The organism is Rhodococcus sp. DK176 (genome assembly GCF_038447315.2).
In the GTDB taxonomy this organism is placed as follows: Bacteria; Actinomycetota; Actinomycetes; order Mycobacteriales; family Mycobacteriaceae; genus Rhodococcus_F; species Rhodococcus_F jostii_A.
Window position 1 is genome coordinate 5,578,572 of record NZ_CP118321.2, and the last position, 24,790, is coordinate 5,603,361.

General features: G+C 67.4%; 23 protein-coding genes and 2 pseudogenes. 14 read left to right on the plus strand and 11 right to left on the minus strand.

Annotation, left to right across the window (positions count from 1 at the left end; genetic code table 11):
* Positions 1-128: 128 nt before the first annotated feature.
* The 4 genes from couH to PSR88_RS26145 all read right to left on the minus strand — a co-directional run bounded on the left by couH (position 129) and on the right by PSR88_RS26145 (position 2,400).
* Positions 129-1,295 carry a dihydro-p-hydroxycinnamoy-CoA dehydrogenase gene (gene couH / locus PSR88_RS26130; RefSeq protein ID WP_016883823.1) on the minus strand — a complete coding sequence of 389 codons (1,167 nt, stop codon included), beginning with the start codon at positions 1,293-1,295 and terminating at the stop codon, positions 129-131.
* A 117-nt stretch (positions 1,296-1,412) separates the two neighbouring features.
* A complete protein-coding gene (locus tag PSR88_RS26135) occupies positions 1,413-1,568 on the minus strand; it encodes a DUF6131 family protein (protein ID WP_007299239.1) in 156 nt (51 codons plus the stop codon).
* A 31-nt stretch (positions 1,569-1,599) separates the two neighbouring features.
* Positions 1,600-1,806 carry a hypothetical protein gene (locus PSR88_RS26140; protein ID WP_011597364.1) on the minus strand — a complete coding sequence of 69 codons (207 nt, stop codon included), beginning with the start codon at positions 1,804-1,806 and terminating at the stop codon, positions 1,600-1,602.
* 57 nt (positions 1,807-1,863) lie between these two features.
* Entirely contained in the window at positions 1,864-2,400 is a 537-nt protein-coding gene (locus PSR88_RS26145; protein WP_016883822.1) for a hypothetical protein, read from the minus strand.
* Between the two features lie 112 nt (positions 2,401-2,512).
* Here PSR88_RS26145 and PSR88_RS26150 point away from each other — a divergent pair, with 112 nt between their 5' ends.
* The 5 genes and pseudogenes from PSR88_RS26150 (at position 2,513) to PSR88_RS26170 (ending at position 7,460) form a co-directional block, all read left to right on the plus strand.
* The gene (locus tag PSR88_RS26150) at positions 2,513-3,418 is read left to right on the plus strand and encodes a LysR family transcriptional regulator (protein WP_016883821.1); all 906 of its coding nucleotides are present in this window, start codon (positions 2,513-2,515) and stop codon (positions 3,416-3,418) included.
* Positions 3,419-3,542: 124 nt separating this feature from the next.
* Positions 3,543-4,883, plus strand: a pseudogene (locus PSR88_RS26155) (MFS transporter).
* A gap of 155 nt (positions 4,884-5,038) precedes the next feature.
* Positions 5,039-5,866 (plus strand): annotated as a pseudogene (locus tag PSR88_RS26160) (alpha/beta hydrolase).
* Positions 5,867-5,892: 26 nt separating this feature from the next.
* The gene (locus PSR88_RS26165; protein WP_411755671.1) at positions 5,893-6,522 is read left to right on the plus strand and encodes an alpha/beta fold hydrolase; all 630 of its coding nucleotides are present in this window, start codon (positions 5,893-5,895) and stop codon (positions 6,520-6,522) included.
* Positions 6,523-6,563: 41 nt separating this feature from the next.
* Positions 6,564-7,460, plus strand: a complete 897-nt coding sequence (locus tag PSR88_RS26170) for an alpha/beta fold hydrolase (RefSeq protein ID WP_016883819.1) — start codon at positions 6,564-6,566, stop codon at positions 7,458-7,460.
* Between the two features lies 1 nt (position 7,461).
* Here the strand turns inward: PSR88_RS26170 and PSR88_RS26175 are convergent, their stop codons facing one another.
* Positions 7,462-8,049, minus strand: coding sequence for a phosphoribosylanthranilate isomerase (locus tag PSR88_RS26175; RefSeq protein ID WP_011597370.1), 588 nt, complete (start codon positions 8,047-8,049; stop codon positions 7,462-7,464).
* 67 nt (positions 8,050-8,116) lie between these two features.
* Between PSR88_RS26175 and PSR88_RS26180 the strand changes: the two genes are divergently transcribed.
* The 4 genes from PSR88_RS26180 to PSR88_RS26195 all read left to right on the plus strand — a co-directional run bounded on the left by PSR88_RS26180 (position 8,117) and on the right by PSR88_RS26195 (position 11,934).
* A complete protein-coding gene (locus PSR88_RS26180; RefSeq protein ID WP_016883818.1) occupies positions 8,117-9,421 on the plus strand; it encodes an alpha/beta hydrolase in 1,305 nt (434 codons plus the stop codon).
* A 27-nt stretch (positions 9,422-9,448) separates the two neighbouring features.
* Entirely contained in the window at positions 9,449-10,174 is a 726-nt protein-coding gene (locus PSR88_RS26185) for an ABC transporter substrate-binding protein (protein WP_016883817.1), read from the plus strand.
* A gap of 77 nt (positions 10,175-10,251) precedes the next feature.
* A complete protein-coding gene (locus tag PSR88_RS26190; protein WP_009478175.1) occupies positions 10,252-11,487 on the plus strand; it encodes an acyl-CoA dehydrogenase family protein in 1,236 nt (411 codons plus the stop codon).
* Between the two features lie 69 nt (positions 11,488-11,556).
* Positions 11,557-11,934, plus strand: a complete 378-nt coding sequence (locus PSR88_RS26195; RefSeq protein WP_009478176.1) for a VOC family protein — start codon at positions 11,557-11,559, stop codon at positions 11,932-11,934.
* Positions 11,935-11,937: 3 nt separating this feature from the next.
* Here the strand turns inward: PSR88_RS26195 and PSR88_RS26200 are convergent, their stop codons facing one another.
* Genes PSR88_RS26200 through PSR88_RS26210 form a run of 3 tightly spaced genes read right to left on the minus strand, consistent with a single transcriptional unit; the run spans position 11,938 to position 14,186 of the window.
* A complete protein-coding gene (locus tag PSR88_RS26200) occupies positions 11,938-12,744 on the minus strand; it encodes an alpha/beta fold hydrolase (RefSeq protein WP_016883816.1) in 807 nt (268 codons plus the stop codon).
* On the minus strand, positions 12,745-13,758 hold the full coding sequence (locus PSR88_RS26205) for an aldo/keto reductase (RefSeq protein ID WP_016883815.1): 1,014 nt from the start codon (positions 13,756-13,758) through the stop codon (positions 12,745-12,747).
* Entirely contained in the window at positions 13,755-14,186 is a 432-nt protein-coding gene (locus PSR88_RS26210) for a MerR family transcriptional regulator (protein ID WP_016883814.1), read from the minus strand. The genes PSR88_RS26205 and PSR88_RS26210 overlap by 4 nt, the downstream gene beginning before the upstream one ends.
* 140 nt (positions 14,187-14,326) lie before the next feature.
* Here PSR88_RS26210 and PSR88_RS26215 point away from each other — a divergent pair, with 140 nt between their 5' ends.
* Positions 14,327-15,751 carry a purine-cytosine permease family protein gene (locus tag PSR88_RS26215; protein WP_016883813.1) on the plus strand — a complete coding sequence of 475 codons (1,425 nt, stop codon included), beginning with the start codon at positions 14,327-14,329 and terminating at the stop codon, positions 15,749-15,751.
* On the opposite strand, the gene PSR88_RS26220 is transcribed toward PSR88_RS26215, so the two are convergent.
* Positions 15,716-17,245 carry a PucR family transcriptional regulator gene (locus PSR88_RS26220; RefSeq protein ID WP_016883812.1) on the minus strand — a complete coding sequence of 510 codons (1,530 nt, stop codon included), beginning with the start codon at positions 17,243-17,245 and terminating at the stop codon, positions 15,716-15,718. The two genes, PSR88_RS26215 and PSR88_RS26220, sit on opposite strands and share 36 nt — an antisense overlap.
* Before the next feature lie 104 nt (positions 17,246-17,349).
* On the opposite strand from PSR88_RS26220, the gene PSR88_RS26225 reads away from it, so the two are divergent.
* Both PSR88_RS26225 and PSR88_RS26230 read left to right on the plus strand, forming a co-directional pair.
* Positions 17,350-17,829 carry a nucleoside deaminase gene (locus tag PSR88_RS26225; protein WP_016883811.1) on the plus strand — a complete coding sequence of 160 codons (480 nt, stop codon included), beginning with the start codon at positions 17,350-17,352 and terminating at the stop codon, positions 17,827-17,829.
* Positions 17,826-18,782, plus strand: coding sequence for an isopenicillin N synthase family dioxygenase (locus PSR88_RS26230; RefSeq protein WP_009478183.1), 957 nt, complete (start codon positions 17,826-17,828; stop codon positions 18,780-18,782). The genes PSR88_RS26225 and PSR88_RS26230 overlap by 4 nt, the downstream gene beginning before the upstream one ends.
* Here the strand turns inward: PSR88_RS26230 and PSR88_RS26235 are convergent.
* Both PSR88_RS26235 and PSR88_RS26240 read right to left on the minus strand, forming a co-directional pair.
* Positions 18,772-20,373, minus strand: coding sequence for an ABC-F family ATP-binding cassette domain-containing protein (locus PSR88_RS26235; protein ID WP_016883810.1), 1,602 nt, complete (start codon positions 20,371-20,373; stop codon positions 18,772-18,774). The two genes, PSR88_RS26230 and PSR88_RS26235, sit on opposite strands and share 11 nt — an antisense overlap.
* 141 nt (positions 20,374-20,514) lie before the next feature.
* Positions 20,515-21,081, minus strand: a complete 567-nt coding sequence (locus tag PSR88_RS26240) for a hypothetical protein (protein ID WP_009478185.1) — start codon at positions 21,079-21,081, stop codon at positions 20,515-20,517.
* Positions 21,082-21,176: 95 nt separating this feature from the next.
* Here PSR88_RS26240 and PSR88_RS26245 point away from each other — a divergent pair, with 95 nt between their 5' ends.
* Positions 21,177-22,985 (plus strand): penicillin-binding transpeptidase domain-containing protein, encoded by a 1,809-nt coding sequence (locus tag PSR88_RS26245; RefSeq protein ID WP_016883809.1) that lies wholly within the window; start codon positions 21,177-21,179, stop codon positions 22,983-22,985.
* Positions 22,986-23,081: 96 nt separating this feature from the next.
* Entirely contained in the window at positions 23,082-24,761 is a 1,680-nt protein-coding gene (locus PSR88_RS26250; protein ID WP_009478187.1) for an NTF2-like N-terminal transpeptidase domain-containing protein, read from the plus strand.
* The last annotated feature ends 29 nt before the right edge of the window (positions 24,762-24,790 follow it).

Sequence of the window (24,790 nt, forward strand, 5' to 3'; positions counted from 1 at the left end):
CGATACTCCTTGGCCGAAGCGTGGGACAACAGAGCGGAGCGCGCGTGTAGCGCGGATCACAATTAAACATTAATCATTGAACTTGTCAATGGAAGAGATCGCCAACGCTTCTGTGGTAACTGCACCCGTCAGGCACGCGTGAGCTTGCGCCCGATGATTTCCTTCATGATCTCGGTGGTCCCCGCGTAGATCGGCCCGCCGCGGCAGTCGAGATAGTCCTGGGCGACGTCGTACTCGCGCATGTATCCGTACCCGCCGTGCAGTTGAACCGCGCGCTGGACGACCCGTTGCTGCAGCTCGGTGATCCACCATTTGGCCATCGCCGCGGTCACCTCGTCGAGCGTGCCGTTGGCGGCGTCGAGGATGCAGCGGTCCGTGAAGCACTGCGCGATCTCGATCTCGGTGGCGAGTTCCGCGAGGTAGAAGCGGTTGGCCTGGAAGTCGGCCACCCGCCGGCCGAACGCTGTGCGGTCGCAGCTGTACGTCAAAGCCTGGTCGAACGTGCGTCGCATCGACGCCATGGACGTGACGGCCACGCTGAGGCGTTCCTGGGGCAGATTGTGGCGCAGGTAGCCGAAGCCGTCGTTCGGCTCGCCCAGGACGTTCTCGCGGGGGACGCGGACGTCGTCGAACACCAGCTCGGCGGTGTCCTGTGCGGTCAGGCCGATCTTGTGCAACGGTCCGTTGCGGGTGAAGCCGGCCATCCCGTCTTCGACCACCAGCAGGCTCACGCCCTTCTTGCCCGCCGCCGGATCCGTCTTGGCCACGACGATCACGAAGTCGGCGAGCATTCCGTTGCTGATGAAGATCTTGGTGCCGTTGAGGACCAGGTCGTCGCCGTCGGGGAGGGCGGTCGTGGAGATCGCGGCCAGGTCGCTACCCGCCCCCGGCTCGGTCATGGCGATGGCGCCGATCTTCTCGCCGGTGCACAAGGGGGTCAGGAACCGATGCTTCTGCTCCTCGTTCGCCAGCGAGACGAGGTACGGCGTCACGAGGTCGTTGATGCCCGCCAGGCCCATCACCACGGCGGGGGCCCCGACGCGGCAGAGCTCCTCGATGACGATGGCGTTGAAACGGAAGTCGTCGATGCCGCCGCCGGCGAAACGTTCCTCGACATTGATCCCGAGGAGCCCGAGCTTGCCGGCCTGACGGTAGAGGTCCCGGTCCACCTGTCCCGCCTCGGCCCAGTCACGAAGATGCGGGGCCACGTCACGTTCGGCGAACCGGCGCACCGTTTCCCGGAACGCATCGTGATCGGCGTCGAAGATGGTCCGTTCCAGTGCAACCGAAGACATGTGAGGTTCCTTTCGACCGCACGCGTGCGGCGCACGCATGCATACTCGAAAGAAACCTATCTATCAATCATTGATAATGTCAATGATTGATTACGTCTGGCGGATGGTCGCCGGGCGTCAATACCAGTACTTCCGCCCGCCGACCGCGCGGCCCGTCGTGCCCAGCACGAGTAGCACGAGGCCGATGACGAGAAGGATGATTCCGATCGTCGTGAGGATGGAAATCCCCGCGACGAGGCCGATGACGAGCAGGATGATCCCGAGAACGATCACGGTCTTCCCTCTTTCGGTTGACGGTCTGGAACTACTGACTCGGTTGCGGCACTTCACAATCGATCTTCGGGTTCACACCCGCGTAGTTGAGTGGGCCGGCGATCACCGTGACCGCGATCGTTCCGGCGCTGGCGCAATCGGCCGCCGTGTCCTTGAAGTAACCGCGCTGCCACACGGCAACGGCGCCGATGATCAGCCAGATGATCACGATGAGCGTCACGAGCCGTCCGATACGCATTTCCGACCTCCCGTGTGGGCACCGGCGCCGAGCCGGTGCACATGTCGTACTCGAACGCTATGTCGACGACGTGTCGGTCGGCTTCGCGTGTGCTCCATGAGTATTCGTGGAGTCCGTGCCGTTGGGGCGACCGTTGGCAGGCCCTGCGCCCGTGGTTCGAGCGTCGGTGGCCCGAGTGTTCGTGGGCCCCGCGCCCGTGGTTCGAGCATCGGTGGCCCTGGCGTCGTTCGTCGCAGTGTCCGTCTTCTTCACGTCGGGATCGAGCTCGTCGGCGCGCTGCCACTCGTGCTTCAGGTCGTCACGGGACGTGGTCGCCGTGTTCTTGTGCGTCTGCGCATCGACCTGCAGTCTCTTGGCCTCTGCCGCCTTGGCCTCGGCCTCTGCTTGAGCCCTTCTGGCGTTGGCTGCAGTTTCCTCCGCGATCGCCTCGCGCTTCTCGACGACGGACGTCTGCTCCTGCGCGTTTGCGCGGATGCTGTCGGCCTGCTGACGGTGGCGCTGGTTCCGCTTGCGCGATGCCGCAACGGCCAGCGCGATCAGGGCGAGAACGACGACGATCGCGACGATGATCCAGATGACAGTCATGGTGTCCATTGGTTACTCCCAGCGGTTGTGTTGTTAAAGTACCCCGCGCTGAAACCCGGCAAACAGACCGAGAGCCAATCGCAATCAACCGTCGTATTTCGACACGACATAGGGTGCGGGCATGGAGATCCGCTGGATGCGCGCGTTCCTCGCCGTAGCCGAGGTGTCGAACTACGGCCGGGCCGCCGAGTCGTTACGTATAGCCCAGCCCGCGGTCAGCCAGCAGATCCAGCAGCTGGAGAGGCATCTCGGAGTGAAGCTGTTCGACCGCGGTACGCGACCGATTCGGCTGACCGCCGCTGGCGAGCAGTTTCTCGAACCCTGCCGGGCCGCGCTCAAAGCCGTTGCCTGGGCCGAGCAGTCGGCGTCGGCGGGCAATCCTGCGGAGGAGGGGCGTGTTCGGGTCGGATTCAGCGGTGCCTACGGCCAGTCGAAGCTGCCCCTGTTCGCCCGCACCGTGCGCAAGAGGTATCCGAAGCTCGAGCTGGTTCTCGACGGGGCGAGACCGAGTGGGCTGATCCTCGACGACATCTATTCCGGCAAGCTCGATCTCGGTTTCGTCTCGGCGGCTCTGTCGCATCCCGAGATTCGGACGAGAGTGATCTCGATCGAGCCACTGGGGGCGCTGCTCCATGCCGACCACCGACTGGCGAAACGCTCGGAGATCTCGCTGTCCGAACTGCGCGACGATCCGTTCGTCACCAACCCCGCGTCGTCGGGATCCACACTCCGTCTGGACGTGCTGGCCGCATGTCACGACGCGGGGTTCACGCCGGAGATCGCGCAGGAAACGTCGGATGGATCGACACTGACCGCACTGGTCGCGGCCGGCGTGGGGGTGTCACTCATCCCGGTGAGTTCTCATCGCGCCGGAGCAGCCGACGCCGTCGTCGTGCCCACGGACGGCGGTCGCCACCGAATTCGCGGGGCACTGGCGTGGGCGGACAGGCCCCTGACACCGTTGCTCGAGACCGTCCTCGCGCTCGCGGAGGAGCTCATGCCGACGATCCACGGGATCGATAAGTAGAGCTTATCGAAAGTATGCCAAGTTGATCTTGGACTGTGATGAAGGGGTTTGGCAGAGTCGTCGGCGCAGCGGTGGTGTGATCCGCGGCACGTCATCACCTCCACTCCGGTCCGAAAGGCCTCCCATGAGCGTACGAGCTGGTTCTGCTGCGCACCCGGACGCGCAGCAGCCTGTCGGTACCCCGGCGAGTGTGCCCGCGCGTCAGCCGCGCAAGGCGGCTTTCGCGAGTTTCCTCGGCAGCTCGTCGAGTACTACGACTTCTTCATCTACGGGTCGGCGGCCGCCCTGATCTTCCCGACGGTCTTCTTTCCGTCGGAGAGTCCGGCGACCGGCACGTTGGCGGCACTGGCGACATTCGGCGTCGGATACACGCCCGATCGGGGCCGTCGCGCTCGGACACTACGGCGACCGCGTCGGGCGCAAGCGTGTGCTCGTCTTCACGCTGGTCCTGATGGGCGTCTCGACGTTCCTCATCGGATGCCTGCCGGGCTTCGCGAGCATCGGAATCGCGGCGCCGATCCTGCTGGTGGTTCTTCGCCTCATGCAGGGTGCGTCGGCAGCGGGCGAGCAGAGTGGCGCCAATTCGCTGACCCTCGAGCATTCCCCGGAGGGTTCGAGGGCGTTCTACACCAGCTTCACGATGAGCGGCACCCAGGCGGGCCAGCTCATCGCGACCCTGGCGTTCATCCCCGTCGCCGCGCTGCCCGAGGACATGCTGATGACGTGGGGATGGCGAATCCCGTTCCTCGTCAGCGGAATCCTGACGATCGTCGCGCTGTTCGTCCGCCGGACGATGGAGGAGACACCGGTGTTCCGGGAGGCGGAACGCGACAACGAGTTGGTCGAGATACCCGTCGTCGAACTGTTCACGAACTATCGGCTGCAGATGCTCCGGGTGATCGCGTGCTCGCTCTTCGCCGTGTCGGGCACGATCATGACGGTCTTCGCGCTCGCCTACGGTACCGGTGAGGCCGGGCTCGAACGGCAGACCCTGCTGTGGGCGGGCGTCATCGCAAACATCATGCAGCTGTTCGCCATTCCCCTCTGGGCGATGCTGGGAGACCGGATCGGCCGCCGGCCCGTGTATCTCGCCGGAATCGTCGGCGCCATCGCCGCGTTCTTCTTCTACTTCGAGGCGATGAGCATCGGTTCCGTTCCCTTGATCTTCGCGGTGTCGGCCTTCTTCGGTGCCGCCGCATCCGGTGTCAGCGGTGTCGGTCCGACCTTCTTCGCGGAAATGTTCGATACCCGAGTGCGGTTCTCCGGCATCGCCATCTCGACGCAGATCGGGTTCGCCTTCGCGGGCTTCGCCCCGAGCATCGGCTATGCGCTGCTCGGAACCGGCACGCACGGGTGGATACCGGTGGCCGCGTTCGGCTCCGTCTGCCTGCTGGTGGCCGGCCTCTCGGCGGTGACCGCCCCGGAGACGGGCAGCGTCGCGATCACCGACCTGGGCAAGAAGTAATCGTTCCCCGAACCGCCTCGGTGCGGTTCCCCATCACGAGGAGAATCATGACGCTCGACCCCGACATGGCCGTACTACTGGACAAGTTGAACGACTGGGACGCCGCCGCAGGTCCCCAGACGACGATCGAAGGCGCCCGCAAGCGCATCGACGAGATGCGTGCCCTCTACTTCGAGCCCGAACTGCTCGAGGTACGAGAAGTCGAGAACGTCACCGTCCCGGGTCCTGCCGGCGGCATCCCCGCCCGCATCTACCGGCCGGACACGGAGGAGTCGACTCAGCCGACCGTCCTGTACCTGCACGGCGGTGGCTGGGTGATGGGCGGCCTCGATTCGCACGAGTCACACGCTCGACGCGTCTGCGCTCGAACCGGCTCCGTCGTCGTCGCCGTCGACTACCGGCTGGCGCCGGAACACCCGTTCCCGGCCGGCTACGACGACTGCCTGGCATCGCTCCACTGGATCCACGACACCATCGATCAGCTGGGCGGTGACGCGTCCCGAGTTGCCGTCGCCGGAGACAGCGCGGGCGCCAATCTCGCGGCGTCGATGGCCTTGGCGGCCCGCGACGCGCAACTTCCGCTGCGGGCACAACTGCTGCTGTACGTGCCGGTGCATTTCGCGAAGCGTTACCCGTAGATGGACGAACTCGCCGACGGGTATTTCCTCAGGATGCCGGCAAACGAGGACATGGGGGCCGGCTACCTCGAAGACCGCAGACTGTCGTCGGACCCCCGCGTCTCGCCGATCGAGGGCGATCTGACGGGGGTGGCACCCGCCATCGTGTGCGGGGCCGAATGCGATCCGCTCCGAGATCACGCCCCCGCGTACGCCGCTGCGCTGGAGGCCGCCGGCGTGCCGGTGCGACTCCGGATCTCGCCGGGCATGCTGCACGGGTACTGGAGCATGGGCGTCGTGCCACGCGCCAACGACCTCGCGAACCAGCTGTGCGAGGAACTCGCGGAGTTGCTCACCCCGGAGTAGCTCGACATTCCACTACCGTGAACCGCATGAGCGAGTTGCTGGAACGTGACGGCGTGCGCGGACATCTCCACCGCCCCACGGGTGACGGGGTGGCGGGGCTGGTTCTGACGCATGGAGCGGGAAGTGACTGCGACACAAAGCTGTTGCGTGCCGTGACCGACGGGTTCGTGGAGCGGGGCGTCGTCGTCCTGCGGTTCGATCTCCCGTTCCGTCAGCGCCGCGCGTCGGGTCCTCCGCATCCGTCGAAGGCGGCGGAGGATCGGGACGGCATCGCGGCCGCGGTGGCCGTGATGCGGGAGCTGGTGTCGGCGCCGGTGTGGGCAGGCGGGCACTCGTACGGCGGGCGGCAGGCGTCCATGCTCGCTTCGGAGCGACCGGGTCTCGTCGACGCCCTGTTGTTGCTGTCGTACCCGCTGCATCCACCGGCCAAGCCGGAGAAGCTCCGGACCGAGCACCTGCCCGGTCTCCGCACCCCGTCCGTGGTGGTGCACGGTTCGAAGGACCCGTTCGCGACCACCGGCGAAATGCGGTCGGCACTCGAACTGATCCCCGCACCGACGACGCTCGTCGAACTCGAGGGGGCCCGCCACGACCTGGCCCCGGACAAGTTCCCGGTGGTCGAACGCGCGGTCACGGCCATGCTCGACCTTCTGTAGGGCGGTCGAGGACGGCCGCGCGTCGTCGGTATGTTCGGTGAATGAGCAACGTGCAGACGGACGCGCCCCACTGGTTCACCACGGCGTTGGCGTCGCCGGTCGACACCGGCCGAGTCGACGTCGCAGGGGCGCAGGTCCACTACCGTGCGTGGGGGCCGTCGGGCTCACCCGGAATCGTGCTCGTGCACGGCGGCGCCGCCCACAGTCGGTGGTGGGACCATGTGGCACCCATGCTGGCCACGGGCCGTCGCGTCGTCGCACTCGACCTAACCGGGCACGGCGACAGCGACCGGCGCGCGGAGTACGGCCTGGAGCAGTGGGCGGAGGAAGCCCTGGCGGTGGCGAAGCCGGCGGGCATCTCGGGGGCGCCGGTGTTCGTCGGGCACAGCATGGGCGGCATGGTGTCCTACGTGGCAGCGCAGCTGTTCGGCGAGGATCTGGCCGGTGTCCAGCTGATCGATTCGCCCGTCCTCGCCCGCACACCGGAGGAGGAGGAAGCGCGCAAGCAGCGTGCCTTCGGTCCGAAGAAGGTCTACCCGTCCAGGGCCGAGGCGCTCGAGCGGTTCCGGTTCGTCCCGCCGCAGCACACCGCGGTGCCCGCGGTCCTGCGTCACGTCGCCGAGAACTCGATGGAGGAGGTGGACGGCGGCTGGTCGTGGAAGTTCGATTCCACGTTCTTCGCGCGCCACAGCAGCAACCACCTCGGCGGATCCGACCCACGCTGCCGCATCGCCTACTTCCGTGCCGAGAACGGCATCGTCACCGAGGCCATGATGGACGACATGCGCCGTCGATTCGGGCCCACCGCGGTGGTCGTCGAAATCCCCGACGCCGGACACCACGTGATGATCGACCAGCCGCTCGCGCTCGTCGTGGGCATCCGGACGGTGCTCGCGTCGTGGGACGTCGAAGATTCCGTGGCCGGGATGCCGGGCTGACTCAGTCGCCGGACCGGACGGCGGCGACGAACTGCTCGATCAGCGCCGCATCCTTCACTCCACGCGACGATTCGACGCCGCTCGACACGTCGACGCCCCACGCGCCGGTCGCGTCGACGGCGGCCCGCACGTTGCCCGGATGAAGTCCGCCGGCGAGGATCCACTCGCCGTCGGGACGGCTCTGGTTCGCCCAGTCCCAGGGCACGCCCGCCCCGGCGGTCGCCCCGTCGACGAGGATGCGGTCGGCGCCGAAATCGCCCGACGTGTCACCGGCGACCACGGCACGGATCACGCCGAGCCCCGCCTCCCGCAACCGGGCGACGTCGTCGGCGGACGTCAGGTCGTGCACCTGGACGGTTCCGAGACCCGCCGCGGCGGCGACCTCGATCACCTCCGACACGGGACTCCCCTTGAACACACCCACCGCGACCGTGTGACCGGTGACCCGGCGGACCAGCGGCGCGGCGTCCGCGGGGGAAATCCGGCGGACGCTGTCGGCGAACACGAAACCCACGGCGTCGACGCCGAGGCGCACGGCCAGATCGACGGAGGTCTCGTCTCGCAGACCGCACACCTTGATGAATGTCACCCCGGCAATTTTACCGGTCGCTCCGAGTCGCCGACGCAGCGCGGGTTCGCGCTCTAGGCTTCGTGACGTGGAATGGCTCAGCGACCTCAGCGTGATCTCAGGGCCTCTGCCCTGGATCCTCACGGTGATCGGTGTGCTCGGCGGCGTGTGGCTGCTCGCCGCCCGCACCCCGTGGTACCGCAGGAAGGCGATTCCGATCTGCCTGGCCGTGTCGGTGGTCGTCACCGTCGTCCTCTACGTGATGGTCGAGAAGGTTCTCCGGCCGTTCCCCGACCCCATCGAGATCCCCATCTACGTGTGGATCGGACTGGGGCTCTTCGCGATCGTCCTGTTCGTGCCGAGGATTCGCGCCGGCCGGACGGTGAAAGCCGCCGTCGTGTCGGTTCTCGCGGTACTCGCCGTGCTTCTCGCGTCCGCGACGCAGATCAACCTGGTGTTCGACGCCTACCCCACGGTGGGCACGGCATTCGGGGCGGAGCCGTTCGACCGGGTTCAGATGAACGACCTCGGCAGCACCGCCGAGAACGTGGTGACGGGAACGCCTCTCGACGCGTCGTGGACCGCCCCGCCCGGAATGCCGAGCGAGGGACGGGTCCTGACGGCGGGCATCCCCGGAACGGCGTCGGGGTTCGCCGCCCGCGATGCCGAGATCTACCTCCCGCCCGCCTACTTCGCCAACCCGCGCCCCCTGCTGCCGGTGCTCGTGATGCTGGCCGGTCAGCCCGGTTCGCCGGAGGACTGGTTCGCCGGAGGCAAGCTCGCCACCACGATGAACGAATTCGCCGCGAAACACGGGGGACTGGCCCCGATCGTGGTGGTGGCGGACGGCACCGGCTCGCAGATCGCGAACCCTCTGTGTGTCGATTCGAAGCTGGGCAACGTGGCCACGTATCTGGCGAAGGACGTTCCGTCCTGGGTGAAGTCGAACCTGCAGGTGAATCCGGACCCCAAGGCGTGGGCCATCGGCGGCCTCTCCTACGGCGGCACGTGTTCGCTGCAGATGGCCACCAACTATCCCGACGTGTACCCGACGTTCCTCGACATCTCGGGTCAGGAAGAACCCACGCTCGGCGACCACCAGCGCACCCTCGACGACGGATTCGGCGGTGACGAGGCGGCGTTCAAGCGGGTCAACCCACTCGATCTGATGGCGTCGAAGCAGTACCCGGATTCGGCCGGGGTCTTCGTGATCGGCAGCGACGACGACGCCTACAAGCCGGGGGCCCAGAAGGTCTATCAGGCCGCGAAGAACGCGGGCATGGACGTGCAGTACGTGGAAGTGCCGGGCGGGCACAGCTTCGCGGTGTGGTCTGCCGGACTGGAGAAGGAACTGCCGTGGCTGGCACAGCGGTTGGGGCTGATCGGCTCGTAGGCACTCGTCGCGGCGGAGAGGGATGGGATGACGGCGGCAGCGCACATACTGCGGGTGGGTTCGGCGTTGCCCGACCCGCCGTTCGAGTTCCGGGACGGCGGGGCTCCGGCGGGTTTCGATGTCGAGTTCACGCGGGCCGTCGCGCAGGTGCTCGGCCTCGAATGGTTGCTCGTCCCGTACCGGGGCACCGACTTCAACGGCATCTTCGATGCGCTGGCGGACGGTGAATTCGACTGCATCGCCTCGGGAACCACTGTGACGCCGCAGCGGAGGGCGCGCGCGGATTTCTGCGCTCCGTACCTCGTGTCGGGTCAGTCCCTCGCCGTCGACACGTCGCGGCATCCGGGAGTGCGCGGGGTGGACGACCTGGGCGGTCTCACCGTCGGTGTCCAGCACGGCAACACGAGTCAGCCGATCGTGGAGGGACTGGTTGCGGAGGGCCGCGCGGGCGCGATCCGGGTGTACGCGTACGACCGGATCGGGCAGGCTCTCGACGATCTGTCCTCGGGCGGGTGCGATGCCGTGATGAAGCTCGCGCCTGTCCTCACCTGGCTCGTCCGGGACCGCCCGCACGTGGAGGTGGTCGAACGAGGAATCTCCCGCGAGGAGATCGCTGTCGCCGTACGCACGGGTGATGACGCGCTGCGCGACCGTATCGAGTCGGCGCAGGGCACCCTGGCCGCGGACGGCACCCTCGACCGGCTGAGGTCGACGTGGCTCGGGATCGGTGAAACGGACGGCGGCTCGTTCTGACCGGCACACCTGTCCAAGAATAGGAACGTGTTCTATATTTGCGGCAACCCTTTCTCTCAGTGACTGGAGTGCCCGGCATGTATGAGTGGTCAGATACCGACCTGATGTTCCGCGACGCGATCCGCGGTTTCATCGACAAGGAAATTCGACCGCACGTCGACAAGTTGGAGACCGGTGAGCTGCCTCCGTTCGACATCATCCGCAAACTCTTCGCCACCTTCGGTCTGGACGAGATGGCCCGTGATGCGCTGACGAAGTCGCTGGACCGCGAACGCAGTGGGGCCGCGTCCGGCGCGAAGGAAGAGAAGTCCGGCGGGCTCGGCGGTGCGGGCAGCATGGGCGTGATCATGAACGCCGAGTTGGCCGGCGTCAGCCTCGGGCTCGTCGCCTCGCTCGGGGTGAGCCTCGGGCTGGCGGCGGGCACCATCCGCAGTCGCGGGACGCTGGCGCAGAAGGAGCGGTGGCTGCCCGGCCTGGTCACGTTCGAGAAGGTCGGAGCGTGGGCCATCACCGAGCCCGACTCCGGCTCGGACGCGTTCGGCGGCATGAAGTCGTACGTGCGCCGCGACGGTGACGACTACATCCTCAACGGGCAGAAGACGTTCATCACCAACGGTCCCTACGCCGACGTCATCATCGTCTACGCGAAGCTCGACGAGGGAGACTCGTCCGTCGACCGCCGCGACCGGAAGGTTCTCGCCTTCGTCCTCGACGCGGGCATGGAGGGGCTCACTCAGGGTGCGCCGTTCAAGAAGATGGGCATGAACTCCTCGCCCACCGGAGAACTGTTCTTCGACAACGTGCGCCTCACCCGCGACCGTCTGCTCGGCGAGACGGAGGACGGCGGAAAGTCCGACGGCAAGTCCAGCGCGAAGGAGAGCTTCGCGGCCGAACGGATCGGCATCGCGTCGCTGTCGCTCGGGATCATCAACGAGTGTCACCGGCTGTGCATCGACTACGCCAAGTCCCGCAAGTTGTGGGGCAAGGAGATCGCCCAGTTCCAGCTCATCCAGCTCAAGCTCGCCGAGATGGAAATCGCCCGCATCAACGTGCAGAACATGGTCTTCAACGCCATCGAACGCACCGCGGCGGGCGATCAGGTGAGCCTCGCGGAGGCGTCGGCGATGAAGCTCTACTCCTCGCGGGCGGCTACGGAGGTGGCGATGGAGGCGGTGCAGTTGTTCGGCGGCAATGGGTACATGGCCGAGTACCGGGTCGAGCAACTCGCGCGCGACGCGAAGTCGCTGATGATCTACGCAGGCAGCAACGAGATCCAGGTGACGCACATCGCGAAGGGCCTGCTCGCGATGTGATGCGGGCGCCCGGGAACTAATGTCGTACGGCGTACGTTAGTGGGGTGTCGTCAACGAAAGGACACCACCATGAAGGTCACCGCGAGCGCACTGTCGCTGAACGTCGCAGACCCCAGTGCGTCGGCCGAGTTCGCCAAGTCCCACCTGGGCTTCGTCGAGGAGATGGCCGCCGAGGGCTTCGTGTCACTGAAGCGTGCGGACGTGGGCTTCAACCTCGTCTTCCTGAAGACCGGACTGGAAACCTTCAAGCCTGCGCGGATCGCCGGTGACGCCGGCCAGGGGTTGCTGATCGCGCTCGTCGTCGACGGTATCGACGCCGAATACGAGCGACTGCAGGCGGAGGGCGTCCCGATCGTGACGCCCATCGAAACCGAGCCCTGGGGCGAACGCTACTTCCAGATGAGTGACCCCAACGGGGTGATCATCCAACTGGTCGAATGGATGTAGCGGTCACACCGAGGCGAGGAACGGCTCGACGGCCGCGAGCACCTCGGGGCTCGCGGCCACCGCCGTCGAGTGGTCGAAACCGGGCAGGATCGTCAGCGACGCACCGGGAATCAGCGCCGCCACCCGCTGGGTGTCGCCGATCCGCTCGGCGTCGTTCGAACCGACGAACAGCAGGGTGGGGACGGCGATCCCGCGCAGGACGTCGTCGTCCACTCCCGGCTCCACACCGGAACGCCGCATGTACGCGGCGAGCGCCTGCGCGTCGTTCGCCATGAACGCCGCCCGGGTGCCCGCGTCGATCGGCCACGAGCGCCGGGCATTCCACTGCGCCAGGAACGCATCCATGCCGTCCCGTTCGAGGACGTCGATGCAGCCCGGGAAGAACAGGCGGTCGAACGCGCCGGCCTGCGGGCGGCTGCTGCCGCCGCCGACGATCAGGCTCTCCAACCGTTCGGGCGCCCCGACCGCCAAGGCCAGCGCGACCCGGCCGCCGAGCGAATACCCCAGCACGTGCGCGCTCGGAAGATCCAGGTGATCGAGGACCGCCAGAACGTCGCCGCTGACCAGATCCATGGCGTACGCGCTCTCGTCGTGCGGCTTGTCGCTGCACCCGTGGCCCCGCAGATCGACCAGGATCAGCCGGTACCGGTCACGCAGCGCGGCGACGTAGCCGAATCCACGCCAGATCGCGTGCGAGAGCGCCGTGCCGTGGATGAGAACGAGGGGCTCGCCGTCCCCGACGGTCTTGTACGCGATCCGGACACCGTCGACGGGATTCGTAGCATGCTGCACCCGCCCAGTCTGCATCACTCAGAAGTCGCGGCCCTCCGACACCCACTGCAGATCCTCCGAACGCGCACCCTCCACGTGTTCCCCGGCCGAGTTCAGTACCGCCAACTGCTCCGCATCGAGTTCGATATCGAGAGCGCCGGCGTTCTCCGTCACTCGTTCCGCACTGCGGGTTCCGGGGATGGGTACGACCGGAAGTCCGAACGCGCGGCCTTGCGCGTAGAGCCACGCCAGCGCAACCTGTGCGGGCCTGGCACCCAGGTCGCCTGCGACCGAATTCACCGCATCCACCACGCTGAGGTTCCGCTGCAGCGTGCCCGCCGCGAACCGGGGGAGAGTCCGTCGGAAGTCGTTGGGCGCCAAGGTGTCGACGCCGGTGACGGTCCCGGTGAGGAACCCCCGGCCGAGTGGCGAGTAGGGGACGAACCCGACACCCAGTGCGGCCGCCGCCGGCACGATCCGCGCCTCGACGTCGCGGCTCCAGATGCTCCATTCCGACTGGACTGCCGTGATGGGATGCACCGCGTGCGCGGACGCCAGCTCCCCGGCCGTCACCTCCGACAGTCCGAGATGTCGCACCTTGCCCGCCGCCACCAGTTCGGCCATCGCACCGACGGTGTCCTCGATCGGAACCGACGGGTCGGGGCGGTGCAGGTAGTAGAGGTCGATCGTGTCGATGCCGAGTCGGCGCAGGCTGGCGTCCACCGACTCGTGGACGTAGGCACGGTCGCCGCGGGTCGAGGCGCCGCCCTCGCTCCGCTTCCTCGGATCCCCCACAATCCCGAACTTGGTTGCCAGCGTGACTTCCTCGCGCCGGTCCCTCAGCAACTGCGCGATCAACCGCTCGTTGTCGCCGGCCCCGTACACGTCGGCGGTGTCGAGGAAACTCACTCCGAGATTTACCGCGTGATGCAGTGTCGCGAGCGCCTTCCCCGGTTCCACCCCGCCGTAGACGGGTGTGAGAGCCATTCCTCCGAAACCCATGTCGGAGACGGTGAGCGAGTCGCCCAGGGTTGTCGTACCGATGTCGGTCATGCTTCTCCTCGTCGTTGTCGGGCAGGGTCCTCGTCGGTCCCTGCGATGAGGGCCCGGTAGTGATCGACCTTGGTGTCGAGGGTGGCCAGGGCGTCGTCGAGCCTCGCCTGCTGGGCGAGGATGCGTTCGCGATGCGCGAGCAGCAGCGCCAACCGCCGCTCATGGGTCTCGGCGCCCCCGGCCAGCAGCACCGCGAAACGCTGCATGTCACTGGTCGGCATGCCCGTCGTCCGCAGCTTCACCAGCAGTTCGATCAGCCGCACGTCCCGCTCGCTGTAGCGGCGGCGACGGTCCGAACCCCGCGCGATCGTCGGGATCATCCCCTCACGCTCGTACCAGCGCAGGGTGTCCTGCGTGAGACCCGTGATCGCCGCGACCTCCGAGATACTCGCGAACGTTCCGGGCGACTGCTCCAACTGGGTGGCCATGACTGAACCGTACGACCTGGAGTGCACTCCAACGCAAGGCCCGGGCCGACTACCGCCTCGTCGATCTGTCCGCTTCGGGAGCCCGTTTGACGGACACATTGTCGGTTGTCGCTGCAGGCCTGGGCGAACACAGTGCTTCTATGGCAATTACCGAGGGCACCAGCAGCGAGGCGACGCCTGCCGAACGCGAGTACGGCGACCGCGTCCTGGCCGTCGAACCGGGCGGAAACGAATTCATTCCGCACGAGGTCCGCCACGGAACTCCACGCCAACTCTTCTGGACGTGGATGTCGCCGAACCTCGAGTTCGCCACGATCTTCATCGGGGTCCTGTCCGTGTCGGTGTTCGGGATGACGTTCTGGCAGGCGACGCTCGGGCTCATCCTCGGAACAGGACTCGGGGCGGCAGCGCACTACGTTCTGTCCGCGCGAGGTCCCTTGCACGGCGTTCCGCAGATGGTGCTCGGACGCCTCGGCTTCGGCTATCGGGGCAACGCCCTTCCGGCGGCGTTCATGTCGATCATGTGCGGCGTCGGCTGGTTCGCCACCAACAGTGTCAGCGGCGCGTTCGCGCTCAACACGCTGACCGGTCTGGCGCCCCTGCCGTCCCTGCTCGTGATCGTCGTCATCCAGACCGTGTTCGCGTTCTTCGGGCACAACCTGGTCCAGGCGTTCGAGCGTTACGCGTTCCCCGTGCTGGCCGTGATCTTCGCGATCACCGCAGTGGTGGTACTCGCGAAGTCGAACCCGGGCGCGCCGGCGGTCGAGGGTGGTGTCGGCGGAATGGGCGGGTTCCTCCTCACCGTTGGAACGGCGTTCGGCTATGCCGCCGGGTGGACGCCATACGCCGCCGACTACACGCGGTATCTGCCGGCCACCGTGTCGAGGGTCCGCACCGGGCTGTTCGCCTCGGCCGGACTGTTCGTCTCGTGCGTCGCACTGTCGGTGGTCGGTGCCGCCTCCGTGACGATCGGCGCACCGTCCTCCGACAACCCGACCGACGCGTTCACCGCGAATCTTCCCTCGGCACTGGCGAACCTGACGCTGCTCGCCATCGCGCTCGGGGCGGTCGCCGCCAACGCCCTCAACGTGTATTCCGGGTCGATGGCCTTCGTGACCATCGGACTGAAGTTGCCGCTGAAGACTCAGCGGGCGATGGTCACCCTGATGTTCGGAGTCGTCGGATTCCTCGTGGCGTGGTGGGCGCTCGCCGACGCCGCCGCGAGCTACGAGGCCTTCCTGCTCATCGTCGCCTACTGGATCGGACCGTGGCTGGGGATCATGTTCGCCGACCAGTACCTGCGCCGCGGGCAGCGGATCGACAACCTTCTGTACGACCGCGGGTACAGCAACTGGGGTGGTCTGACCGCGTTCGTGATCGCCCTCGTCGGATCCGTCCTGTTGTTTTCCAACCAGGAGAAGTTCGTCGGCTACGTGGTGCGGGCTGTACCCGAACTCGGCGACATCACGTTCTTCGTCGGCTTCGTGCTGGCCGGTGCGCTCTACTTCGCGATCAACGGTGCCAGGATCTCACGCGGCCAACCTATTGGCGCACAGGGCAAGTAGCAGCGAACCGTACATCGACGGCGAACCCGGGTCGTATCCGAGCAACGCCCGGATACGCTCGAGGCGCTGGTACATCGATTGCCGGCCGAGATGCAGCGCCGACGCCGAACTGGTGGCGCTGCACCCGTGCCGAAGGTGCACCTCCAGGGTGCGGACCAGGTCGCTCGAATGGGTTCGATCCCACTCCACCAACGGCGCAATGGTTGTCGCGACCATCCGCTCCCGGACGTCGGGAGGTAACCGGTCGAGCGCGAGTTCGGGGGCGAGTTCCCGTGTCGTCGTCACCACCCGCCCCGCCAACCACGACCGCCGGGCAGACATCGCGAGGCGCAGTCCCGAGCGGGCGGTGTGCAGCGCGGCGCCGACGTCCCCGGGAGCGAAGTCGCACGGATCGCCGACCACCACCGTCACCCCGTCGGTGATGTTGGACGCCAACGATTCCTGAAAGCAGTCGACGGCGGTCCCCACCGGGTCGACCACGGGCGCGGGGACCGCGATCAGGCCGAACGTGCTCGCGTGCACCTCCGCACGCAGGCACGGCTGCCCGAGCAGTTTGGCGGCCGAATCCAGCAACCGGGTCGCGATGCGCGAACCCGGGGAATCGATGGCGACCGCGACCACCCGGTTGCCCGGTGCAGGATGGAACCCCGCCGCGGCGGCTCGCACCGTGAGGTCGATCTGCCGAACGTCGCTGCGGTCCAGCAGGTCCGACACCAACGCGGCCGCGGCGCGCTGGGGACGTCCCGCGAGGCTGCCGGAGTAGGTCAGTGCCAACCCCAGCGACGCCGTCGATCGTTCGAGCAGCGCACGCAACACGGAAGAATTCATCGTGGAACCGGGGCCGGCCGTCAACGTCCCCCACGCGCCGTCGCGTGAATGGATGGTGGCCGTGACGGTTCCGGCGTCGGCCGCCGCCCAGGCCGCGCGGTCGTCGTCGACGCCGTGCGCCGCGACCAGTGCCCCGCTGCCGCTGGTGACGATCAGCGGGCAGCCGCTCGCCTCGCTGATGCGCTCGAGCAAGCGGGCCACCCCGTTGCCTGCCATCAACTCCGCTTCCAGCACACGGGACAGTTCGTTCTGGGTCCGCAGGGCCGACACCTCGCGGGAGATGATCTCGGTGTTGGCGTTCTGGCAGAGTTCGATGAACGGGACCACCGTCCGGAGCGCGATGAGCGGTAGGTCCAGGGCGGCCGCCTCTTCGATCATGTCACCAGGAACGACGTCGAACGTCCGGCCCAGCTCGATCGCCACACCCGCGACATTGCGTTCCCCGACCTCGCGGAGATAGTGCCTGCGCGTCCCGGGATCCACACCGGACAACCCCAGCCCGGTGGTCAGCAGCAACTCGTCGCCGGACAGCAGCGGGCTTATCTCGTAGATCTCACTGGAATGCACCCAGCGCACCGCGCGGCCGAGCTGCGACTTCCCGGCCAGAACCTGCGGGTTCGCGCTGACGAACTGGTTCCGGAGCAACTCGCGCACGGTCAACGACATCGTCGAACCCTCCTCGGGAGGCGGACAGTCTGTACAGGTTAAGGCCCGTTCGTTACCACAGTGTGTCCGTTGTGGTCGCGGCGTCCGAGACGGAAGGTAGAGGCATGTCGATCTCTGTGAACTCTGCGCGGATGGCCCTCGACCCCGAGGAACTGCTGACCGTGGCGATCGCCGAAGCCGAACTCGGCAAACGCGAGGGCGGGATACCCATCGGGGCCGCACTCTTCGCCGGCGACGGATCCCTGCTGGGCAGCGGCCGCAACCGACGGGTCCAGCACGCCGATCCGTCCGTCCACGGTGAGACGGACGCGTTCCGGGCTGCCGGGCGCCAGCGCGACTACCGCTCGACGATCATGGTGACGACCCTGTCGCCGTGCTGGTACTGCAGCGGTCTGGTCCGGCAGTTCAACATCGGTGCGATCGTCGTGGGGGAGAGCGTCACGTTCACCGGCGGTCACGAATGGCTCCGTGAGAACGGCGTGGACGTGACCGTCCTGCGCGATCAGCACTGCATCGACCTCATGACCGAATTCATCGAGAACCAGCCCGAACTCTGGAACGAAGACATTGGAGTAGCCGAATGACCCCGATCGCCACCGTCGACATCGCCCTCTGGCGGGCGGGCGGGCCCTCCGCTGCGGCCGTCGCCAGGGACGTCGACGAGGGACTGCAGCGCGCCGGGTTCCTCCTCGTCCGCGGCCACGGAGTCACCCGCGAACTGGCCGCGGACGTACGGGCCGCGGCGCGCCGGTTCTTCGCACTCCCGGAAGAGGTGAAGGCGCGGTACTCGGCGATCGTGGGCGAGCGCGGCTGGATCGGGCCCGGGATGGAGGCCAACGGCTATGCCGAGGGCACCGAGACGCCTCCGGACCTCAAGGAGACGTTCGCCATCGGGGCCGAGACGCGTACCGGGGATCCCGTCGTCGACGACGTGTGGTTCAAGCCCAACGTGTGGCCCACCGAAGTGGCGGACCTGCGCGCCCTCCTCACCACCTACACCGAGGCGATGCGCCGGCTCTCCGACGACCTCCTCGCCCTGTTCTCGGCGGCACTCGCACTGCCCGCCAACCCCTTCGACGGACTCGCGGACCGCCCGACGTGGACGTGCAACATCAACCACTACCCGCCGATGTCCTCGGTGGGGGAGCCGGAACCGGGCCAGTTCCGTATCGGGCCGCACACCGATTTCGGCACCGTCACCGTCCTGGACCGGGAACCCGGCGCAGGCGGACTCCAGGTGTACACCGACGAAGGCGGCTGGGCGGACGCGCCCTACGACGCCGACGCTCTCACCGTCAACATCGGCGACCTCCTCGAGTACTGGAGCGGCAAGCGCTGGCCGTCGGGCCGGCACCGCGTGCTGCCGCCGCAGGCCGACGCCCCCGAAGAAGACCTGGTGTCGCTCATCTACTTCTACGAACTCAACCACGACGCGCAGGTGACACCTCTCGAGCCGCCGATCGGAACCGTCGCCGGGCTCGGGCCCGTCACGTCGGCGGACTTCATCAAGACCCGCCTCGACGCGATCACCTTGTAGGCGCCGCACGGGTCCGAAGGGCCTCGTCGGTCAGTTCCAGCCACCGGGTGACGCCGATGTCGTGGAGGAACTGCCGGTCGTGGCTGACCACGATCAACGCGCCGCGGTAGCTGCGGAGCGCCTGCGTGAGGTGGGCGAGGCTCGGCAGGTCGAGGTTGTTCGTCGGCTCGTCCATCAGCAGCAGCCGCGGGGCGGGTTCGGCCAGCAGGATGGTCGCGAGCGCGGCCCGCAACCGTTCGCCACCCGACAATGCCGATGCGAGCACGTCGGAATCATTGCCCCGGAACAGGAACCGGGCCAGCTGGGCACGGATCTGTTCCTGCGACGCGTGAGGCGCCGCCGCGGCCACGTTCTCGGCGACCGTGAGCGATTCGTCGAACACGTCGAGTCGCTGCGGCAGCGCCTTGAACGGAACCCGCGGTCCCGCGGCCACGACGGCGTCGAGGAGGGTCGTCTTGCCGACACCGTTGCGTCCGACGAGGGCGATCCGCTCGGGGCCCACGACGTCCAGCGACACCTCCTGTCCGCTGAGCAGGCTCACGTCCCGGACGGAGACCACCTCCTGGCCCGAGTGCACCTGCGTGGCCGGGAGGTCGATGCGCACCTCCCGGTCGTCCCGCAGGGCACTTTCCGCTTCCGTCAACGACTCCCGCGCTTCGTCGACCTTCGCGATGTGGTTGTTCCGCAGCTTTCCCGCGGATTCCTGCGCCTGACGCTTCCGCAGCCCCATCACGATCTTCGGTTCACGCTTGTTCTCGAACATCTTCTGCCCGTACCGCTTACGACGGTCGATCTTGATGCGGGCGTCGACGAGTTCCCGCTTCTGCTTCTGCACATCGCTGCGGGCATCGCGCACCGCCGACCGCGCGGCCTCCTGCTCCGCCTCGACGATCTCCTGGTAGGCGCTGAAGTTCCCGCCGAACATGCGGATCTCACCACCACGCAGCTCCGCGACGGAATTCATGAGATCGAGCAGATCGCGGTCGTGGCTGACCACCAGCAGGGTGCCCGGAAACTGTTGCACCACCTCGTAGAGCTTGCTGCGGGACGCGCTGTCGAGGTTGTTGGTGGGCTCGTCGAGCAGCAGCACCTCCGGTTCCTTCAACAGTTGCGCGGTGAGGCCGAGCAACACCGTCTCACCGCCGGACAGGGTGCCGACGGTGCGATCGAGGTCGGACGTGCTGCCGAGCACGCGTTCGAGACCGAGCCGGTGCAGGGTCGAGACCGCCCGCTCCTCGATGTCCCAACGGCCGGTCGCGGCATCGAAATCGTCGGGTGTGCCGTCGCCGGACTCGATGCGGTGCAACGCCGCCCGGAGGTCGGCGATGCCCAGGATCCGGTCGACCTTCAGCGTGGGATCGAGCGTGATGTCCTGCGGCAGGTACGCCACCTCGCCCTGCGCCGTCACCGACCCGCGGTCGGGGTGCAGGCGCCCGGCGATCAGCCGGAGCAGTGTGGATTTACCGGAACCGTTGAGACCGACCACCCCGGTGCGTCCGGGGCCGAAGACGGCGTCGAGGCCGTCGAAGACCGGCTCGCCGTCGGGCCAGGTGAACGTGAGGTCGGACAGGGACAGATATGACTGGGCCATGGGGTACTCCCGAGGTGTGTGCGGATGAAGACTCGCGTGACTACCTCGTCAGGAGCAATGGACCGTTCCTCTCTGTCTGACGCGCCCGGTGCGCATCGGTGACGTTCACGATAGGACGCCGCCGATGCCCGCGCAATCGAATTAGATCTGGGGCCCGTCGGCCCTGAGTTCGTCCACCTTCGCCATGGCTTCGCGGAGCTCGGCGAGCCACTGTTCGCTGTGCTGGCCGGCCAGGCGCACCGTCCACATCAGCGCGTCCGACCGCGACCGCGCCACGCCGGCGTCGACGAGCGTGTCGAGAACCTTGCGTTCGGGCTGGCGGAGCCGGGTCATCACCGGCACGGCGAGGTGAGTGAACAGCGTCTTGTGGCCGTCGAGGCTGACGCCCCACGCGACCTTGCGCCCGTAACGCCTCTCGGCCTCGTCGGCGATGCGCATCCGATCGCCCCGGGTCGTTTCGCGGAACCGGGAGATGCGTCCGTCGATCGCGGCCTCCGAACCGGAGTCGGCGGACTCGACGGGCGGCAATTCGCCGACCACGACGATCTCCTCGCGGTCGACCTCTACGGTCGCGGGGCCGGTGAACCAGTCGTCGGGAAGACGGCCGGTGAACCATTCGGCCGCGTCGCTCGCATCGGGGACATCCGCCTGCTGCCATCCACCGGGCCGGCCGAAGCGGCGGGGGCCCGGACCTTGTGTGTTCCTCATGGCGTCCTCCTGGGGACCCTGGTGCCGCGATCACTGTGATGCAGCACTGATTACATAATTACACCGATTATTCGAAGCGCGCCACCACGTCAGGCATGATCGAGCTCGTGCGCACCTCAACCGTTCGTCACAGCCCCATCCGTCCCACCCCCACCCGGAAGGCAGCGGCCGGAATCGCCGTCCTCGCGTCCGTGCTCTCCGCCTGCGGACTCTTCGGGCCGGACCAGCCCGACACCGTCTCGCAGCAGTTCGCCGACGCCCTCAACAGCGACGACGTGCAGGCCGCCGCCGAACTCACCACCGATCCGGCCGCCGCAACCGCCGCGATCACGGCGATGTACGACGGGCTCGGAAACAAGGACGGAACGTTCACCCGCACCGACGTGCAGGAGTCGGGTGACAACGGCGGCACGTTCACGATGGACGTGTCGTGGCCGTTCGCCCCGGGGCAGGAGTGGAAGTACAGCACCACCGGCAACGCCACCAAGGAAGGCGACGACTGGAAGATCGTTTGGGACCCGGCCGTCCTCGCACCCGGCCTCACCGACGACACCACCGTCCGGTACACCACCACGACCGGGGCGCCGCCGAAAGTCCTCGCCGCGGGTGGGGCGCCGATCCTCGAGCAACAAGTCGTGACGCTCGTCAACCTCGAACCAGGTGCGGACACCGCGGCGGTGGCCGCGTTGCTCTCGCCCATCGCCCCGACGATCACCGCCGCCTCGCTCCAGCAGGATCTGGCCGGTGCCCAAGGTCAGCCGGTCACGGCCATCTCGCTGCGCGCCGAGGACCTGGCGCCCATCGAACCGCAGTTGCGGCAACTCGCCGGAGTGACACTGGCCCCGCAGACCAGACTGCTCAGCACCGACAAGGCGCTGGCCTCACCCACCCTGGCGGGCCTCGGCGACCTGTGGCAGGAGGGACAGGACGCCTCCGCCGGCTGGGCGGTGCAGCTGGTCGGCCAGGACGGCGCGGCGAAGAGCATCGCCGGCGAGCAGGGACCCGACGCCCCCGACATCGCGACGACCCTCGACCTCCCGATGCAGATGGCTGCCGAGCGGGCGCTCGCCGACGTGCCGCAGCAGGCCGCGATCGTCGCCCTGCGACCCTCCACCGGGGAGGTGCTGGCGGTCGCGCAGAACGCGCCGGCCGACGCACTCGGGCCGATCGCGCTGACCGGCCTCTACCCGCCGGGATCCACGTTCAAGACGGTGACGACGTCCGCGGCACTGCAGGCCGGTGCCGCCACGCCGGACACCGTCCTGCCCTGCCCCGGCACCGAGAACATCGAAGGCAGGCAGATCCCCAACGACGACGAATTCGACCTGGGCGCGGTCCCGCTGCACACCGCCTTCGCGCGGTCGTGCAACACCACCATGGGACGGCTGGCGGTCGGCTTGCCGCCCGACGCCCTGCAGCAGGCCGCGCTGCAGTTCGGGCTCGGCGTCGACTACGTGACGCCCGGGCTGACGACCGTGACCGGCAACGTGCCCGTCGCCGACAGTCCGGCGGCCCGCGTCGAGTCCGGGATCGGGCAGGGGCAGGTGACCGCGACGCCGTTCGGGATGGCCATGGTGGCCGCCTCCATCGCGAACGGTTCGACGCCGTCGCCTATGATCGTGCAAGGCCAACCGGGTACAGCCGACAAGACGGCGCCCACCGTGCCTGCGAACGTCACCTCCGACCTCCGGACGATGATGCGTGAAACTGTGACGGGCGGTACCGCTACTGCGCTGCAGGACATTCCGGGACTGCTCGGCAAAACGGGGACGGCCGAGTCGGGAAATGGACCCGCGCACGGCTGGTTCGTCGGAATCAAGGACGACCTAGCATTTGCCGTATTTATAGCAACAGGTGACAGTTCGGCCCCTGCTGTGCAGGCTGCGGGGCGTTTTCTTCGATAAACCCGTTCGCGCGTTGCTGTTCGGGGATAAGTTGTGGCTCAACCGTAACTCCTTCGTAGGCAAATGGTGCTTGTTACGCATGTGACTGAAAGCAAGATGGTGGACATGGGGAATGGACGATCGCTTGGCCGCCGCAACAGATACGTGATCGCCCTGACGTCGGCTGTCGTTCTGGCGGTGATTCTGGCGTCGTGTGTGCTCTCGAAAGAGGAGGCGACCGCTGAGTCGGTCGTCGACGACTTCGTCAATGCGCTGAACGAGGGCGACGCCGCCGCTGCTGCAGCGCAGACCTCTTATCCCAACGCCGCGGAGACGGCGATTCAGCAGATGTTCGACGGGCTCAAACCCGAGGACGCCAAGTTCGACCTGACCCAGTTCATGGATCTCGGCTCGGACTCCGGCTTCTTCACCGTCGGTGCCGCTTGGCATTTCGGTGAGGGCAAAGATTGGACCTACCAGGTTCAGGGTGGTGTGCGGAACCTGTCCGTCGGCTGGCGCATCTCCTGGGATCCGTCGATCCTCGCGCCCGATCTGGGCAACGGGCGTATCGTCCGCTACGACCGGACGGACGCCGCTCCGCCGCGGGTCTTCGACGCGTTCGGTGCGTTGCTCATGAACGAGCAGACCATCAACTCTGTCACCCTCGATCCCGCCACGATGCCCGATCCCGTCGCGACCACCCGGCGTCTCGCGGAGGTCCTCGAGCCGGTGGCACCCCTCGTGACGTCCGACACGATGATGGCGGAGATGGCCGAGAAGCCCGGCCAGCAGGTCACCGCCGTGTTGCTGCGCGACCAGGATTGGGAGTACCTCGAGCAGGATCTCGCGATCCCCGGCGTCATCACCATCAAGACGCCGAAACTCATCACGGCGGATCGGCGCATCACGACGCCGCTGCTGGATCCGCTGCGCAAGGTGTGGCAGGCCAACCGGGACGCCACGGCCGGCTGGGCCGTCCATCTCGTGGACCCCGACGGCACGCTCATCCCGCAGGCAGGGTTCCAGGGCCCGCCCGGACCGGACATCGTCGCGACCATGGACTCCCGCCTGCAGCTGGCAGCCGAGGAAGCCGTGGTCAGTGTCGGCACCCCCGCGACGATCGTCGCGATCCAGCCGTCCTCCGGCGCGGTGCTGGCCGCCGCGCAGAACAATCAGGCGATGGAGCAGGGGCCGATCGCGTTCCAGGGCCTGTATCCCGCCGGGTCGAACCTCGACCTGGTGAAGAAGGCCGCCGGACTGCAGAAGGGCGTCGACCCGTCGTCGCTGTCGATCGAGGACATCGAGAAGGCAGGCAATCAGCTCGGGCTCGGCATGAACTACAAGATCCCGGGCCTCGACCATCAGACCGCCGTCTTCACCGCCGACCAGTCGGGCATGAACCAGGTGATGAACCGTAAGGACAGCGACCTGCCCGCCGTGACGCCGTTCGGGATGGCCATGCTGGCTGCATCGATCGCGCGGGGCAGCGCGCCCGCCCCGATGATCGTCCAGGGACAGCCGGGCACCACCGATGTGGCCGCTCAGCCGCTTCCGGCGAACGTCAACGATCAACTCCGCGGCATGATGCGTGACAACGTGGTGCGGGGCGGGGCGTCGTTCCTCAACGGCTACCCGGACCTCATGGGCATGAACGGTGCGAGCGGCGACGACCGCTGGTTCTACGGCTCACGCGGCGACCTGGCCTTCGCGGTCTTCGTCGCCGACGCCGACGGTGGCGACCGCGCGGTGAAGATGACCGACATGCTCTTCCGTGAGATGGCGAAGCCGGCGAACTGAGGACACGGAGATGGCGAAGCCGGCGAACT

What these genes read in the sequence shown, in the direction of transcription:
- couH (WP_016883823.1), bottom strand. Translation starts at nt 1,295, where the DNA reads ATGTCTTCGGTTGCACTGGAACGGACCATCTTCGACGCCGATCACGAT.
- PSR88_RS26140 (WP_011597364.1), bottom strand. Translation starts at nt 1,806, where the DNA reads ATGCGTATCGGACGGCTCGTGACGCTCATCGTGATCATCTGGCTGATC.
- PSR88_RS26145 (WP_016883822.1), bottom strand. Translation starts at nt 2,400, where the DNA reads ATGGACACCATGACTGTCATCTGGATCATCGTCGCGATCGTCGTCGTT.
- PSR88_RS26150 (WP_016883821.1), top strand. Translation starts at nt 2,513, where the DNA reads ATGGAGATCCGCTGGATGCGCGCGTTCCTCGCCGTAGCCGAGGTGTCG.
- PSR88_RS26165 (WP_411755671.1), top strand. Translation starts at nt 5,893, where the DNA reads ATGAGCGAGTTGCTGGAACGTGACGGCGTGCGCGGACATCTCCACCGC.
- PSR88_RS26170 (WP_016883819.1), top strand. Translation starts at nt 6,564, where the DNA reads ATGAGCAACGTGCAGACGGACGCGCCCCACTGGTTCACCACGGCGTTG.
- PSR88_RS26185 (WP_016883817.1), top strand. Translation starts at nt 9,449, where the DNA reads ATGACGGCGGCAGCGCACATACTGCGGGTGGGTTCGGCGTTGCCCGAC.
- PSR88_RS26190 (WP_009478175.1), top strand. Translation starts at nt 10,252, where the DNA reads ATGTATGAGTGGTCAGATACCGACCTGATGTTCCGCGACGCGATCCGC.
- PSR88_RS26195 (WP_009478176.1), top strand. Translation starts at nt 11,557, where the DNA reads ATGAAGGTCACCGCGAGCGCACTGTCGCTGAACGTCGCAGACCCCAGT.
- PSR88_RS26205 (WP_016883815.1), bottom strand. Translation starts at nt 13,758, where the DNA reads ATGACCGACATCGGTACGACAACCCTGGGCGACTCGCTCACCGTCTCC.
- PSR88_RS26210 (WP_016883814.1), bottom strand. Translation starts at nt 14,186, where the DNA reads ATGGCCACCCAGTTGGAGCAGTCGCCCGGAACGTTCGCGAGTATCTCG.
- PSR88_RS26215 (WP_016883813.1), top strand. Translation starts at nt 14,327, where the DNA reads ATGGCAATTACCGAGGGCACCAGCAGCGAGGCGACGCCTGCCGAACGC.
- PSR88_RS26220 (WP_016883812.1), bottom strand. Translation starts at nt 17,245, where the DNA reads ATGTCGTTGACCGTGCGCGAGTTGCTCCGGAACCAGTTCGTCAGCGCG.
- PSR88_RS26225 (WP_016883811.1), top strand. Translation starts at nt 17,350, where the DNA reads ATGTCGATCTCTGTGAACTCTGCGCGGATGGCCCTCGACCCCGAGGAA.
- PSR88_RS26230 (WP_009478183.1), top strand. Translation starts at nt 17,826, where the DNA reads ATGACCCCGATCGCCACCGTCGACATCGCCCTCTGGCGGGCGGGCGGG.
- PSR88_RS26235 (WP_016883810.1), bottom strand. Translation starts at nt 20,373, where the DNA reads ATGGCCCAGTCATATCTGTCCCTGTCCGACCTCACGTTCACCTGGCCC.
- PSR88_RS26240 (WP_009478185.1), bottom strand. Translation starts at nt 21,081, where the DNA reads ATGAGGAACACACAAGGTCCGGGCCCCCGCCGCTTCGGCCGGCCCGGT.
- PSR88_RS26245 (WP_016883809.1), top strand. Translation starts at nt 21,177, where the DNA reads ATGATCGAGCTCGTGCGCACCTCAACCGTTCGTCACAGCCCCATCCGT.
- PSR88_RS26250 (WP_009478187.1), top strand. Translation starts at nt 23,082, where the DNA reads ATGGTGGACATGGGGAATGGACGATCGCTTGGCCGCCGCAACAGATAC.